This window comes from Microbacterium sp. NPDC076911 (assembly GCF_040687125.1).
Taxonomy (GTDB): domain Bacteria; phylum Actinomycetota; class Actinomycetes; order Actinomycetales; family Microbacteriaceae; genus Microbacterium.
Genome location: NZ_JBFBMP010000004.1, coordinates 85,505 through 100,478, shown reverse-complemented (window position 1 = coordinate 100,478; position 14,974 = coordinate 85,505). Strand labels below are relative to the sequence as shown.

Below are 14,974 nucleotides of genomic sequence, written 5' to 3'. Positions count from 1 at the left end.
AGTCCTACGGTCGAAAGTGACTTAGCCTGACCTCCAAAGCCGAAAGGTGATGCCATGTCTGACACCGCCGTCCGTTCCTCAACGCCCGCCAAGAGTAAACGCACGCCTGCTGGCGGCGCGCCCACTGCCGCCCACACGGCCGAAGAAGCATCCGAGCCGCGCATTGAAATCGATGCTGTCACCGACCTGCTGCTGGGAACATGGGCAGATACTCGCCGCGAAGCGCGCGAGATGATCAAAGATCCCGCGTTCTGGCGCATCGAAGGTCAGCCCATGGCAGAGCACCGCGAGCGTGTGCTCGAACAGATGCACCTGCTGGTTCCTCATGGCGCATCGCGCCGCGCAATTCCGAAAGAGTACGGCGGCGAGGGGAACAACGGCGCCAACATCGCCGGATTCCAAGAGCTCGTTCTCGCTGACCCCAGTCTGCAGATCAAGTCGGGTGTGCAGTGGGGACTCTTCGGCTCTGCGGTGTTGCAGTTGGGCACAAAAATGCACCACGACAAGTGGTTGCGCGACATTGTCGATCTGACCATCCCTGGCGCGTTCGCGATGACCGAGACCGGGCATGGCTCGGACGTCGCAGCGATCGGCACCACCGCGACCTACGACGTTGACACCGAAGAGTTCGTCATCCATACGCCGTTCCGCGGCGCATGGAAGGACTACCTCGGCAACGCAGCCGTGCACGGCAAGGCAGCAACGGTCTTCGCGCAGCTGATCACCGGTGGCGTGAACTACGGGGTGCACTGCTTCTTCGTTCCGATCCGTGACGATGAGGGCGCCTTCATGCCCGGCGTCGGCGGCGAAGACGACGGGGTCAAGGGCGGCCTCAACGGCATCGACAACGGTCGCCTTCACTTCGACCAGGTGCGCGTGCCCCGCGAGAACCTGCTCAACCGCTACGGCGATGTTGCCGCTGACGGCAGCTATTCGAGCGACATCGCTAGCCCAGGTCGACGCTTCTTCACCATGCTGGGTGCCCTCGTGCAGGGCCGTGTCTCGCTTGATGGTGCCGCGACCACTGGCACGGCGCTCTCGCTCTATATCGCGCTCACCTACGCCAACCAGCGTCGCCAGTTCGATTCTGGCTCGGGCACCGACGAGATTGTGTTGCTCGACTACGGCAAGCACCAGCGCCGCCTGCTTCCGTTGCTCGCGCAGAACTACGCGCAGTTCTTCGCTAACGATGAACTGCTGCAGAAGTTCGATGGCGTCTTCTCGGGTCGAAGCGATACTCCCGATGAGCGTGAAGATCTTGAGACCCTTGCCGCTGCGCTCAAGCCGCTCTCGACCTGGAACGCGCTCGACACCATCCAAGAAGCGCGCGAAGCATGTGGGGGCTCCGGCTTTCTCGGAGAGAACCGACTGGTCGGCCTGCACCAAGACCTCGATGTCTACGTCACCTTCGAGGGCGACAATAACGTGCTGCTCCAGCTTGTGGGCAAGCGCCTGCTGAGCGATTTCGCGAAGCAGTTCAAGGGCGCGGATGCTGCCAAGCTTGCCAAGTACGCGGTAGAGCAGACGGCGGGCAAGGTCTTTCACGGTGCTGGGTTGCGTCAGTTCGGTCAGTCCGTGGCTGACTTCGGTTCGACGGCACGGTCGGTGGAGTTCGGTCTTCGCGCGGAACAGCAACACGAACTGCTTGCGGGCCGAGTGGAACAGATGGTGTCAGACGTCGCCACTGCACTGCGACCGGCATCCAAGCTCTCGTCCAAAGAAGCAGCGGCGGTATTCAACAGCCGCCAGGCGGAGCTCATCGAAGCTGCTCGTGCGCACGGCGAACTGTTGCAGTGGGAGGCCTTTTCTGACGGTGTCGCTTCCATCGACGACGAAGGCACGGCGCAGGTGCTCACTTGGCTTCGGGACCTCTTTGGTCTCTACCTGATTGAGAAACACCTCGCGTGGTACATCATCAACGGACGGCTCTCGACTCAGCGAGCAGCATCGGTCACTCGCTACATCGACCGACTCTGCACCAGGCTTCGTCCGCATGCCCAAGATCTCGTAGACGCCTATGGCTTTGCTCCCGAGCATGTGAGGGCTCCAATCGCTCTCGGCGCTGAGCAGGAGCGTCAGCAAGAGGCGCGCGCGTACTTTGAGAACCTCGCTGCATCGGGCACCGCCCCGGTCTCCGAGAAATCACTTAAAAAGAAGTAGCGGATCTGTCGCACCGCGTGCATAGGCTGGCGTGGTGACGACAGACATCCGCAACGGTCCTGACGACATCGCAAGGTGTGCGTGGGTTGGAGACGACGCCGAGTATCGCCGATACCACGACGAAGAATGGGGTCGGCCACTGCACGGAGACCGTGCGCTGTTCGAGAAGATGAGCCTTGAGGGCTTTCAAGCGGGACTCAGCTGGATCACCATTTTGCGCAAGCGCCCCCACTTTCGTGAGGTGTTCGCAGGCTTTGATCCCGCGGTGATCGCGCGTTTTGATGACGCCGACATTGAGCGGTTGATGATGGATGCAGGGATCATCCGCAATCGGCTGAAGATCGGGGCAACCATTTCGAACGCTCGGCTCATGCTGGAGCTGCCTGAGGGAGAATTCGACGAGTTCATGTGGTCGTTCGCACCAGAGCCACGACCTCGCCCGCAGTCGTTCGCAGATGTGCCGGCCACGACTGCTGAATCTGACGCCATGAGCAAGGCGCTGAAGAAACGGGGCTTTCGCTTCGTTGGGTCAACCACCATGTATGCCTTGATGCAGTCGTCGGGCATGGTCGATGACCATGTACCGGGTTGCTGGCGAGCAGCATCTGCCTGAGCCTCGAGCGTAATGTCGACGATGCGCGCCAGAATGTAGGTGGCACGACGAGAGGAAACTCATGACCGAGGCATCCGGACACATCGCTGATTCTCACGAGGTGATTCGCGTCGTCGGCGCGCGCGAGAACAACCTCAAGAACGTGAGCGTCGAGATTCCCAAACGGCGATTGAGTGTCTTTACCGGTGTGAGCGGATCGGGCAAGTCTTCGCTCGTGTTCGGCACGATAGCAAATGAGTCACAGCGTCTCATCAACGAGACCTACCCCACATTTGTGCAGCAGTTCATGGGACAGATGAATCGTCCTGAAGTTGATGCGCTCGAGAATCTGAGCCCGGCGATTTTGGTAGATCAGGAGCGGATGGGCGCCAACGCCCGATCGACGGTCGGGACCGCAACCGATGCACACGCCATGCTCCGCTTGCTGTTCAGCCGTATCGCCACCCCTCACATCGGCTCGCCTCAGGCCTATTCGTTCAATGTGCCATCGGTCAGCGGCAGCGGGCGCATCAAGACCGCGACCGGTAAGAACGAGGCCCGGTCATTCTCGGTAGCCGGCGGAATGTGCCCGCACTGCCAAGGACTAGGGCAGGTCAGCGACGTCGACCTTGACGAACTGTTCGACCGCGAGAAGTCGCTCATTGACGGTGCCATCACGATCCCCGGCTACAGCGCCGATGGCTGGATGGTGCGAGGTTTCAGCGAGTCCGGGCTGTACCCCGCAGACGTGCCCATCAGGGATTTCACTGAGGAGCAGCTCAATGACTTTCTCTACAAAGAGCCCACCAAGATCAAGATCCAAAACATCAACATGACCTATGAGGGTCTGGTGCCAAAGATCACCAAGTCGATGCTCCAAAAAGACCGCGATGCTCTGCAGCCGCACATTCGCGCGTTCGTTGACCGGGCTGTCAAATTCCTAGCTTGCCCAGAGTGCGAGGGCACACGGCTTGCACGGGCCACGCGAGATTCGAAGATCGACGGCGTCAGTATTGCCGACGCAGCCGAGATGCAGATCACTGATCTGGCCACATGGCTGCGTTCGATCAAAGATCCCCAGGTCGCGCCGCTGCTGGTCAGCTTGCAACAGCTCATCGATTCGTTCGTCGAGATTGGTCTCGGCTATCTCTCGCTCGACCGAGCGTCGGGAACCCTCTCTGGTGGTGAAGCTCAGCGCACAAAGATGATTCGGCACCTCGGCTCCTCGCTGACTGACATTACCTACGTGTTTGATGAGCCGACCGCCGGCTTGCACCCGCACGACATTCAGCGCATGAATGACCTGCTTCGCCAGCTGAGAGACAAGGGAAACACCGTTCTTGTTGTCGAACACAAGCCCGAGGTCATCGATATCGCCGACTACGTCGTCGACCTTGGCCCGGGCGCGGGTCGTGCGGGCGGCGAGGTGCAGTTCAGCGGTACCGTCGCCGCCCTTCGCGCCTCAGACACCCTGACCGGCCGCTACCTTGACCACCGTGCGACCCTGAAAGAGGCCACTCGCGCGCCGAAGGGGGCGCTGGAGATTCGGGATGCCGCGCAGCACAACCTGAAGAATGTCAGCGTCGATGTGCCACTGGGGGTACTGACCGTCGTGACAGGAGTGGCAGGGTCGGGAAAATCGTCACTCATCCACGGCAATCTGCCCGCGTTCGACGATGTCATCGTCGTCGATCAGTCGGCCATCAAAGGTTCTCGCCGCAGCAGCCCAGCGACCTACACGGGATTGCTCGACGGGATTCGCACCGCTTTCGCCAAGGCGAACGGCGTCAAACCGGCACTGTTCAGCGCAAACTCCGAAGGTGCGTGCATCGCATGCAAGGGGCTGGGTGTGATCATCACCGAGCTCGGCTTCGCTTCGACGGTGGAGACTCGCTGTGACCTCTGCGAGGGCAGTGGCTTTGCTGATGAGGTGCTCGAGTACTTGCTTGACGGCAAGAACATAAAGGAGGTCATGGCAATGACCGTGGCCGAGGCAGAGGAGTTCTTGCCAAAGAAGGGCGCAAGCCACACCACGCTCACCCGCATGATCGACGTGGGAATCGGGTACATCACGCTCGGTCAGGCGCTCAGTACCCTCTCGGGCGGAGAACGCCAGCGGCTGAAGCTGGCGATCTTTATGGCTAAGAAGGGCGCGATCTATGTGCTTGACGAGCCCACGACCGGACTTCACCTCGCTGACGTTGACAATCTGCTTGGCATGCTCGACAGGCTTGTCGAGTCAGGCAACAGCGTGATTGTGATCGAGCATCATCAGGCGGTGATGGCGCACGCCGACTGGATCATTGATCTGGGCCCAGGGGCGGGCCGGGGCGGTGGCGAAGTCGTGTTCGAAGGCACGCCCGCTGACCTCGTTGCGTCGTCAGATACGCTCACCGCGACACATCTGCGCGAATACGTCGGCGGCTGAAGGGCGCGCCTCGAGCGGGTTTTACTGCTCGGCGACGGCGACGGCGACAGCGACGGGGTCGGCGAGGTGGCGACCAGTGTGACTGAGCACCTTCACCATGACCCCGCGATTGCGTAGCGCGGCGATTGTTCGCCGCTCTTCTTCGATATCGCGGCCCAGCGCGTGCATATTGGCGACCACGAGCACATCGCCACCTTTGAGAGTGCCGAAAAGGCGGACGAGTCGCTCTTCCCACGATTCGAGCGTCTCGGGCGCAGGGTGGCGGAATCCTTCGATCGGCACTCCAAACCGAGTGAGCTCGTTTCGCTGATCAACCACGGACGGCATGTCGTCACGTGAGATCACGAGTCCGACGAGCCGTGCACCCGAGGGGCGGGCCTGCCACCAATGCCGGTCGGCTTGAAGCTCGGTGAAGCAACGCGGGCAGTCGGCAGCGGGGTGGGGCAAGTGGAGCGGCGCGGTTTCGGGATGCGCGTGATCGCTGGGGGTGCGGATGCCGTCGGTTGCGGGAGTCATTGCCGTCTCGCTCATGGAGATACCTCTTCGTCGGTTCTCATTCTCGCCCAGCACAGCCCGATCCGCCAACCACGTCACTCGCTCTCGAGCCGCAGCTGCACGCTGAGCTCATCAGCATCCAACTCTGCGAGCGCTTGGCGCAGCGCTTCGGTGCTGTAGTGACCGCCTCTCGCCAGCTCATTCAGCCGAGCGCGCATTGCTCGCAAGATCGCGAGTCGCAGCTCGTAATAGGTGTGTGCGTCGCCCGATCTCAACTCACGGGGTTGAAGCAGCTTCGCGTTCACGGACTTCATCATCGCTTCAGAAAACGGCGATCCGTCGCGCTGTTTGAGTGACGCGTGGCCGACCGCCGCGGCAGCCGCATCGCGGAGCGCGTCATCGATCTGCTCCTGCTCGGCGCGCCCCGCCCGCTCGGTGTTCTCTGAGCGGGGAAACTTCAGCAGCTTGACTACCCAGGGCAGCGTGAGGCCCTGGATCGCGAGTGAACCGACCGCAACGGTGAATGCGACGAAGATCAGCAGGTCGCGACCGGGAAGCTCGCGGGGAAGCGTCTGGGCAGCGGCTAGCGTGACAACGCCTCGCATGCCCGCCCACACGATCACCGCGCCATGCTTCCATCCGAGCGCGGTGGCTTGGTAGTAATCCAGGTCGCGCATGGCACTCGCGAGCCGCTTGCGCATTGAAGCGATGCTGCGAGCTGAGCGTGGACCGTCGAAGCGCGCGCGCAGACCACCGTCGCTCTCGGGACGCGTCGCAATGTCATCAATGCGGTCGCTGATGTGAGCGAGCCGTTTGCGCTGAACTGTCGTCGCCCGACGCCCCTGAATCCACACCAGAAGAGTGACGTAACCGGTGCGCATCAGCAAAATGATGAAGAATGCTCCGCCAGCGAGTATCAATCCGGTGCCGATGCCACCGTTGTTCGCGAAGTTGCCGTCGATGATCGCGTTGAGCTCCAGCCCCATCAGCAGGAACACACCACCTTCGAGCATGACTTCAAGCGTCTTCCACGTGGCTTCGTCAGATCGGCGCTGCTCGGGTGAGAAATAGCGTGCGGCGCCCTGGCCGGTGACGATTCCCGCAACGACCGCAGCGACGAGCCCAGACCCTCCCAGCTCTTCCGTCGGCAGGTAGGCGATGAACGGCACAACAAAAGCGAGGGCGGTGTTCGCGGGCGGATTCGAGATTTTCGACCGTAGGCGCAGGTTCGCGAGACCGACAATGGCCCCGATGACTACCGCGGCGATTACGCCCCATGCAAACGCCGGAAGAAAGCTGACGCTGGTGTCGGCGACAGTGCTGGTCGCGACCGCGGCGGCCGCGACCATGGTGCGTAGCAACACCAGGGCTGTTGCGTCGTTCAGCAGGCTCTCTCCTTCGAGCATGGTCACCACGCGCCGAGAGATGCCAGCGCGTCTCGCGATTGCAGTCGCCACCGCATCGGTCGGGCTGAGAATCGCCCCCAACGCGATGGCAATCAGCGGATCGATGCCCGGAATGACAGCAATGAAGAACGCTCCCAGCGCGAGCGAAGTCAAGATCACGAGCACAAAGGCCAAACCGGCGATGGGACCGAAGTCACGCCGAAACTCGAGCGCGGGAAGGCGCACCGCCGCGGCGTAAAGCAACGGTGGCAAAACCCCCACCAAGATCCACTCCGGGTCAACCTCGGGCACGTCGACCGCCGGCAGCAATCCCACACCGATACCGATCGCGACCAGAATCATCGGGCCCGCGATCCTGACGCGCGGAGCAACCGCCGTCGCCAGCGCGATCACGACGACGACGCCAAGCGCTATCAGCAGCACTTCCATCTCAGAGCACTCCGAGGTCTCGTACGGCGTCGCGCTCCGCCGAAAGCTCTTCAACCGAGGTGCGCAGTCTGGCGCGTTGACGGTCGGTGAGCGAGAGGTTCTCGACGATTCGGTAGCCGTTTCCGTTTGAGGTGACCGGGAACGAGCAAACGATGCCTTCGGGAACGTCATACTCGCCCTGAGAGAGCACCGCCGCAGACGTCCAGCCGTGCGACATGCCCAACTGCTCATCGCGCACGTGAGCGATCGTGGCGTTCGCAGCCGATGCCACCGACGACGATCCGCGTACCTCGATGATCTCCGCTCCGCGTTTGGCCACCCGAGGGATGAAGTCGTTGTCGAGCCACCTCATCGCCGCTTGTTCGCTGCCGAAGTGCCTGGCAAGAGCGGCATCCACCGATTCGCCTCTGACGGTCGCGTGGGTGGTATCGGCAAACTGCGTGGCAGAGTGGTTTCCCCAGATTGTGACGTCAGCGATATCGTCGGGGCGCACGTTCAGGGTTGCGGCGATGAGTCCGACCGCGCGGTTATGGTCAAGGCGGGTCAGAGCACTGAAGCGATCGGCGGGAATCTCGGGCGCAGCTGCTGAGGCGGCGATCAGCGCATTGGTGTTGGCAGGGTTTCCCACCACGACCGCCCGGACGTCGCTCGCAGCGGCAGCGGCAAGCGCCTTGCCCTGGGGGCCGAAGATGCCGGCGTTGGCCGCCAGCAGATCGGCCCGTTCCATGCCCGGCCCTCGGGGGCGGGCACCAACGAGCAGCGCAATGTTGCACCCATTGAAGGCAGTGAGTGGGTCGTCAGTGACCTCGACTCCCCGCAGCAATTCGAAGGCGCAATCCTGCAATTCGAGCGCTGCACCCTCAGCAGCCCGCACCCCGGCAGGAATCTCGAGCAAACGCAAGCGAACCGGCTGATCGGCACCGAGCATCGCTCCCGCAGCGATGCGGAAGAGCAACGCATAACCGATCTGACCGCCTGCGCCGGTGATCGTCACCGTGGTGGGAATCTTTTCCATGGTGCGAGCCTAGAACTGATTGCAATGCAAATGAGGGCCCGCAGGCCAGGGCCCCTCGCTCTACCGGGTTGCGCGCGGTACCGTGAGCCATGATGATCATTGCGCACTGCCAATGGCGACAGTGCGAGAAAGCCGGAAGAAGCCGATGAACGACTCACTGGATGACATCCTTTACCCCGACATCGAACCGTACGAGACCGGACAGCTGATCGCGGGCGAGGGCAATCGCGTCTACTGGGAACAGAGCGGCAACCCCAAGGGCAAGCCTGTCGTTTTTCTGCACGGTGGCCCCGGCGGCGGGACCTCATCGTGGCAACGTCGATTCTTTGACCCCGAGCGCTATCGAATTATTCTTTTGGATCAGCGAGGATGCGGAAAGTCGACCCCGCACGCGAGTGACCCCGAGGCCGATCTTCGCTTCAACACAACGTGGCACCTTGTTGCAGACATCGAGTTGTTGCGCCGAAACCTTGGCATCGCGAAATGGCAGGTCTTCGGTGGCTCATGGGGCAGCGCGCTCGCACTCGCTTACGCCCAGTCGCATCCCGACGCGGTGAGTGAGATTGTGCTGCGTGGCATCTTCACCCTTCGCCGACACGAACTCGAATGGTTCTATGAGGGTGGCGCAGGAGCCGTATACCCCGACCTCTGGGAAGACTTCATTGCACCGATTCCGGTGCTCGAGCGTTCCCGCATGATCGAGGCCTACCATCGGCGACTCAGCGATCCAGACCCTGCCGTGCATATTCCTGCTGGAGTCGCATGGTCGAGGTGGGAAGCGTCCACGCTGACTTTGCTTCCTGGCCCTGAGCTGGTCGGCGACATGACCGACCCCGCTGGAGCAACCGCATTCGCACGGATTGAGAACCATTACTTCATGCACGGTGGCTGGTTTGACGAAGGCCAGCTGATTGGTGGCGTGGATGCGATTCGGCACATTCCGGCCGTGATCGTGCAGGGCCGTTACGACATGTGCACGCCGCCGATGACAGCGTGGGACCTGCACCGGGCGTGGCCCGAGGCCGAGTTCTTCATGATCTCGGATGCTTCGCACGCCGCCACCGAGCCGGGGATTGCGGCGGTGCTACGCGCCGCGACCGACAAGTTTGCCGCCGATGAAACGCCTGCGGCAGCGCATGAACCCACCGGTTATGAATCTCTGCCAGAGACGCAGCCTCTGTCTCTGGCAGAGGCTGCGTCTCTGGTAGACTGAGGACTCTTGCAGCGCTCCGATGCGCTTCTTGCGTCGTAGAACGCTCCCTCGCCGCCGTCTGTAGACACACTCCCAGACGTTGCTGGCTGAAACTTTCGCACGGCGACCCCAGGTCAAAATTTGACTCGGGCCACCGAATAGGGCGCGTATCTGTGCCCGGAGAACGAATCCTCAATGACTGATGTCACATTCAGCACGCTCAACGTGCCACAGCCCCTCGTCAACATCCTTGCGGCCGAGGGCAAAACCAACGCCTTTCCGATTCAGGTAGATACGCTCCCTGACACGCTTGCTGGTCGCGACGTGCTCGGTCGTGGAAAGACGGGCTCGGGCAAGACTCTCGCCTTCTCGATTCCGATGGTGGCGCGACTCGGCACCGAACTGGCAGGCGGTCGCCGCCGTGCTGGCCTGCCTCTCGGCTTGGTGCTCGCACCGACCCGCGAGCTGGCCACCCAGATCAATGCGGTTCTCGAGCCGCTTGCCAAGGCCTATGGGATGACTACCACCACGATCTTCGGCGGCATCAACCAGAACCGTCAGGTGCAGGCCCTCAAATCGGGCGTCGACATCATCGTCGCGTGCCCTGGTCGCCTTGAAGACCTCATGAAGCAGGGCTTCGTGAAGTTGAACGCTATCGAGATCACCGTCATCGACGAGGCCGACCACATGGCTGACCTCGGATTCCTGCCCGGTGTTACCCGCATCTTGTCGGCAACGCCGACCGGGGGGCAGCGGCTTCTGTTCAGCGCCACGCTTGACAATGGCGTAGACAAGCTCGTCAATCGTTTCTTGCAGAACGAGGTGCTTCACTCGGTCGATGAGGCCAACTCGCCCGTTGCCGCAATGACCCACCACGTCTTCACGCTCGATGGCGTCGACTCGAAGAACGAAGTCATCCGCACGCTTGCCTCCGGCACCGGTCGTCGGATTCTCTTCATGCGCACCAAGCACCAGGCCAAGAAGCTCGCGCAAAAGCTCACCGCCGCCGGTATTCCCGCGGTTGATCTGCACGGAAACCTCTCGCAGCCCGCGCGTGACCGCAACCTCGCTGCGTTCTCGTCGGGCGCCGCCAAGGTTCTCGTCGCCACCGACGTCGCCGCTCGTGGCGTGCACGTCGACGACGTCGAACTAGTCATTCACGTTGACCCGCCCATGGAACACAAGGCGTACCTGCACCGCTCGGGTCGCACGGCTCGTGCTGGCGCCGAAGGCGCCGTGGTTACGCTGGTTCTACCCGGTCAAGAGAAGGACGTCGCTCAGTTGCTGCGCAAGGCCGCGATCACGGTCCCTCCCACGCGCGTGACGCCGACTTCGCCCGAGGTAGCCGCGCTCGTCGGTACGGTTGCCGCGTACGTCAAGCCTGCCCCGAAGGTCGAGCCGCAACGCGGTGGCGGCCGCAGCCAGGGTGCAAACGCACAGCGCAAGCGCGCCGCACGCGAAGGCGGCGGTCAGTCACAGCCTCGTCGTGACCGGTCGGGACGCCCCGCACAGCGCAGCTCTGAAGCAGCCGGCGGTGGCCAGCGTTCGGGTGGACAGCGTTCAGGCCAGGGCGGCTCATCGAGCGGTGGTCAGCGTTCAGGCCAGCAGCACGCGGCTCCCCACCGCGACAGCTCCCACCGGGATGCAGCGCCGGCCGGCAAGCCTCGTCAGTCGGGTTCGCGTCGCGCCTCGCACGCGGGCGGCTCGTCGAGCTTGATGGTTGGCTCGGTGGTCCGCGAGAACGGCGGCAACCGCCGTTCAGGTCGCTGACCTGCAGCATCCATGCTTCGAACTGCCCTTCCGCTTCTGCTGAGGGGCAGTTCTATTTGGGCGCTTTGCGCTCGAGGATCAGATCGGCGGCGCGCTCGCCGATCGCAATCGCGGGGGCGTTGGTGTGCCCGCGGATGATCGTCGGCATCACCGAGGCGTCGACCACGCGCAGACCGTGCACCCCTCGCACCCGCAGCTCTGGGTCAACGACAGCGGCATCATCTAGACCCATGCGTGCCGTTCCCACCGGGTGGTAAAGCGTGTGCGAATACTGATCGACGGCGAGCTCTGCCCGCTCGGCGGCACTCATCGTTGCGCCGTCAGCGGGCTGGACCCACTCACCATTGCAGACCGCTTGCAACGCGTCGGTGGCGATGAGGCGCTCGCACTCGGCAAGTCCAGCAATCAGCGTCGCTCGGTCGATACCCTCTGGGTCTGACAAGTATGCGGGGTCGATAACGGCCTTGACATGGGGATCTGCCGAGGCCAGGCGAATGGTGCCGCGGCTGCGCGGTCGCATCAGGATCGCCCCAACCGTGAGGCCCTCAGCGGGCAACGGCACGAGCCCCTCGCCGACATAGGGAGCGGCGGCGAAGATGATCTCGATGTCAGCCAAGCCCGCGGTCATTCCGGTCGTATCCGCGACCGGCGTGCGTACGAAGCCGCACGCTTCGGCGACATTCGAGCTGAGCATGCCCATGCGTTTGGTGAGATAGCGCGCGAGCTGCCACGCGCTCTCCGCGGAATACAGGGTGCCGCCGAGTGCCCCGGGCGCCAGTCCGGCGACGAGATGATCTTGAAGGTTGCTGCCGACGTCGGGGGACTCCGCGACGAGCGCGATGCCATGATCAGCCAAGTGCTGGGCTGGTCCCACGCCGCTCAGCATCAGAAGCTGCGGGGTGTTGACCGCGCCACCGCAGAGGATCACTTCGCGACTCGCGCGGGCGTGACGGGTGACGCCGTTGATTTCAACGTAGACGCCGGTTGCCTCAGGAACGGTGTCAGTGCTGAAGGTGACGCGTCGCACGAATGCGCCGGTGACCACGCGCAGGTTTTTTCGCTTGCCTGCCGGACGCAGGTAGGCGTCAGCGGTGGATGCTCGTGCTCCTCGCCGCTGCGCCACCATGGTTTGGCTGAAGCCGAGGCCGGTGGGCTGGTTTGCTGGCACGACTTCGTGGCCTGCTTCGCGCGCGGCTTCGAGGAACGCGGCTGTGTGAGGGCGGGGATCGCGCTGGTTCTCGATGCGCTGCGGGCCGCCGGTTCCCTGGGTCTTGTGGCTGACAGTTTCGTTGTCTTCGGCCCTCATGAAATAGGGGGTCAGCGCATCCCATGACCAGCTGTCTCCGGCGACATCCGCCCACTCGTCATAGTCCGCGGCGAAGCCGCGCACCCACATCATGGCGTTGAGCGATGACGAGCCGCCGAGCGTCTTTCCTCGAGGCCAGAACACCGTTCGGCCATTCAGGGAAGATTGCGCGACGGTGTCGTAGTTCCAGTCGTACTTTCCTCGGAAGAGCTTCGAGAAAGCGGCTGGAATGTGCAACTCGAGCGCCTTGTCGGCCTCGCCAGCTTCGAGCAGAAGCACTGAAATTCTTGGGTCTTCGCTGAGACGGGCCGCAAGCGCCGCGCCCGCTGAGCCTGCGCCGACGATCACATAGTCTGCGTCGAGGGAATAGCGACGCTTGCTCATGCGCCGAATGCCTTCGTGAGGGTCTTCGCGAGTCCGCCCCAGTTGCGGTCGATGCGGAAACGAGTGAGGCCTTCGCTCACGCTTGCACCGGTCCGCGAGGTGACAAACCACGGCGGTTTCGGCAACACCGAAAACGTGCCAGGCCGCAACACCGCGCCTACCGAGCGAGGGAATGGGCGGAATGGACCGCGCACGATTGAACGCTCGACACGGTCGAGCAACAGCGCGTTGTGCACAATGCCGATCCCGCTTTCGACGTTTTCGAGACTCGCGCCGGGAAAGCCGCCCCACGACAGGGTCGGGGTCAAGAATCCGAGCGCGGTCCAGGCGTTGATAGCGATGGTGCCGTAGCGCAGGTCGGCCATCGACCGTTCGAAACTATCGCCGAGCGCATCGAGCGTGCGCGGATCAACAATGACGTTCGCGCCAAGCGTTCCGATGAGGTTGTCGTTGGCGTGAGCCACAGCTGCGTCGAGGAACTCTTGTCCGTTACCGGTAAGCGTGACAACGCCCAGCACCGGGGCGAAGTACTCCGTCGTCTCGAGCGCGCTCGCGTCATCGTCGGCACCGATTTCAATGAGCGCGCGGGTGCCCCCGGCACACCAGTCGGCGTTGGGATAGGTAGAACCCGCGGTTTCGAGCTTCTCGTTGCTGCGTGGATACCACGCTGAGCGGCGGGGGGCGGCATCATATGCCCTGCGCAACGCAACAAGAAAGTCCTCGCGCTGTGCCCAGTCGGCGCTAACGATGACGACTTGCCCCGCGATGCAGTTGTGCCCGGAATTCTGCAATCGCATGGTGGTGATGTGCTCGGCCTGAAACTTCAGGTCTGCGTCGGTCCACTTGCCTGGCACCACGATGATGGGTGAAACTCCACCCAGTTCGGCGGTGATGGGTTTAGTCAGTTTGGGCTTGTTCTCACGACGACGCTTGGTGGTTGCCGCAGAGCCGGCACCTTTCGAAGGCCCCCAAACAATGGCGTCGAATGTGGTTGCTGCGCCGGTGATGTGCACGTGCGAAATCCGCGGGTGGGTCGTGAGATACGCGCCCACTGCGCCGTCGCCTCGGATGATCTTCAAGAATCCTGGCTCGATAAGTGGCGCGAGGGCGCGTTCGAAGACCGGCACGAGTGAATCTTGAGTGGGGTTGACCTTCAACAACGCCACACGATTGTGTGCGAGTAGTTCATAGATGACGTCGAGCACGGGAATCGAGGTGATGTTTCCAGCTCCCAATACCAGACCGACACCACCCGAGTCTGAAGGCGTGAGCTGCGCGAGGCCAGCTTCTTCCCGAGCGTCACGCGGTGTGACGCCAGGCTCAAACCAGATTTCGCCGGTGTAGCCCGAAAGAAGAAGAGAATCCACACGGGAAAGGGGAAACACATGGGCGCGGGTGCGGCCACCAGCGGCCGTGTCGATCTTCACCCCGCTAAGAGGGCTCTGGCCTTCGGCGAGCGTGCGAAGCGTCGAGCGGTATACCTCAAGAGAAGTCAGCGTGCCGTAGGGGCCTGACAGCCACTCTTCGCCGCGTAACGGGTGGCCAGGCTCGAGCTCTTTCGAGTTGGCGGCCGTGTCGGCCCACTCCTCGGCGACTGCGCCTACTGATGAGGCGAGCCGCTCCATCAGTGTCGCGCGCTGCGACAGAGTCAGGTGACGCCACATCTGTGCGCCGGTCTCAAGCCGATCGATATCGGCATCGAGCGCTTCACGTACGTCGGCGGAGAGCCCGGATTTCGCTACGGGCGGCCGCTTCGCAGCGGATTTGGCTGGCGTCTTTGGCGATACCTCAGGCAAT

The 14,974-nt window shown here is 62.8% G+C and carries 10 protein-coding genes; 5 read left to right on the top strand and 5 right to left on the bottom strand.

The genetic code is table 11. The annotated features are described in order from the left end of the window. Positions 1-54: 54 nt before the first annotated feature. From AB0O81_RS07425 to AB0O81_RS07415, 3 genes are all read left to right on the top strand, one after another. On the top strand, positions 55-2,160 hold the full coding sequence (locus AB0O81_RS07425) for an acyl-CoA dehydrogenase (protein ID WP_363582807.1): 2,106 nt from the start codon (positions 55-57) through the stop codon (positions 2,158-2,160). Positions 2,161-2,194: 34 nt separating this feature from the next. Continuing rightward, positions 2,195-2,773 (top strand): DNA-3-methyladenine glycosylase I, encoded by a 579-nt coding sequence (locus tag AB0O81_RS07420; protein WP_363582805.1) that lies wholly within the window; start codon positions 2,195-2,197, stop codon positions 2,771-2,773. A 61-nt stretch (positions 2,774-2,834) separates the two neighbouring features. Further along, entirely contained in the window at positions 2,835-5,180 is a 2,346-nt protein-coding gene (locus AB0O81_RS07415) for an excinuclease ABC subunit UvrA (protein WP_363582803.1), read from the top strand. A 21-nt stretch (positions 5,181-5,201) separates the two neighbouring features. On the opposite strand, the gene AB0O81_RS07410 is transcribed toward AB0O81_RS07415, so the two are convergent. The 3 genes from AB0O81_RS07410 to AB0O81_RS07400 are packed head-to-tail and all read right to left on the bottom strand — an operon-like array spanning position 5,202 to position 8,525. Beyond that, on the bottom strand, positions 5,202-5,711 hold the full coding sequence (locus tag AB0O81_RS07410) for a dehydrogenase (RefSeq protein ID WP_363582801.1): 510 nt from the start codon (positions 5,709-5,711) through the stop codon (positions 5,202-5,204). Between the two features lie 59 nt (positions 5,712-5,770). Beyond that, on the bottom strand, positions 5,771-7,510 hold the full coding sequence (locus tag AB0O81_RS07405; protein ID WP_363582799.1) for a sodium:proton antiporter: 1,740 nt from the start codon (positions 7,508-7,510) through the stop codon (positions 5,771-5,773). A gap of 1 nt (position 7,511) precedes the next feature. Further along, on the bottom strand, positions 7,512-8,525 hold the full coding sequence (locus AB0O81_RS07400) for a malate dehydrogenase (RefSeq protein WP_363582797.1): 1,014 nt from the start codon (positions 8,523-8,525) through the stop codon (positions 7,512-7,514). A 145-nt stretch (positions 8,526-8,670) separates the two neighbouring features. Between AB0O81_RS07400 and pip the strand changes: the two genes are divergently transcribed. After that, a complete protein-coding gene (gene pip / locus AB0O81_RS07395; RefSeq protein WP_363582795.1) occupies positions 8,671-9,738 on the top strand; it encodes a prolyl aminopeptidase in 1,068 nt (355 codons plus the stop codon). A 174-nt stretch (positions 9,739-9,912) separates the two neighbouring features. After that, the gene (locus AB0O81_RS07390) at positions 9,913-11,487 is read left to right on the top strand and encodes a DEAD/DEAH box helicase (RefSeq protein ID WP_363582793.1); all 1,575 of its coding nucleotides are present in this window, start codon (positions 9,913-9,915) and stop codon (positions 11,485-11,487) included. A 52-nt stretch (positions 11,488-11,539) separates the two neighbouring features. Here the strand turns inward: AB0O81_RS07390 and AB0O81_RS07385 are convergent, their stop codons facing one another. Both AB0O81_RS07385 and AB0O81_RS07380 read right to left on the bottom strand, forming a co-directional pair. Then, positions 11,540-13,177: a GMC family oxidoreductase N-terminal domain-containing protein gene (locus AB0O81_RS07385; RefSeq protein WP_363582791.1), complete on the bottom strand. Its 1,638-nt coding sequence runs from the start codon at positions 13,175-13,177 to the stop codon at positions 11,540-11,542. Next, positions 13,174-14,973, bottom strand: coding sequence for an aldehyde dehydrogenase family protein (locus AB0O81_RS07380; protein WP_363582789.1), 1,800 nt, complete (start codon positions 14,971-14,973; stop codon positions 13,174-13,176). Before AB0O81_RS07380 ends, AB0O81_RS07385 begins: the two co-directional genes overlap by 4 nt. Position 14,974: the final 1 nt, after the last annotated feature.

Bases quoted from the DNA above. Each gene is read 5' to 3' on its own strand.
- AB0O81_RS07425 (WP_363582807.1), top strand. From the start codon at position 55: ATGTCTGACACCGCCGTCCGTTCCTCAACGCCCGCCAAGAGTAAACGC.
- AB0O81_RS07415 (WP_363582803.1), top strand. From the start codon at position 2,835: ATGACCGAGGCATCCGGACACATCGCTGATTCTCACGAGGTGATTCGC.
- AB0O81_RS07410 (WP_363582801.1), bottom strand. From the start codon at position 5,711: ATGAGCGAGACGGCAATGACTCCCGCAACCGACGGCATCCGCACCCCC.
- AB0O81_RS07405 (WP_363582799.1), bottom strand. From the start codon at position 7,510: ATGGAAGTGCTGCTGATAGCGCTTGGCGTCGTCGTCGTGATCGCGCTG.
- AB0O81_RS07400 (WP_363582797.1), bottom strand. From the start codon at position 8,525: ATGGAAAAGATTCCCACCACGGTGACGATCACCGGCGCAGGCGGTCAG.
- pip (WP_363582795.1), top strand. From the start codon at position 8,671: ATGAACGACTCACTGGATGACATCCTTTACCCCGACATCGAACCGTAC.
- AB0O81_RS07390 (WP_363582793.1), top strand. From the start codon at position 9,913: ATGACTGATGTCACATTCAGCACGCTCAACGTGCCACAGCCCCTCGTC.
- AB0O81_RS07385 (WP_363582791.1), bottom strand. From the start codon at position 13,177: ATGAGCAAGCGTCGCTATTCCCTCGACGCAGACTATGTGATCGTCGGC.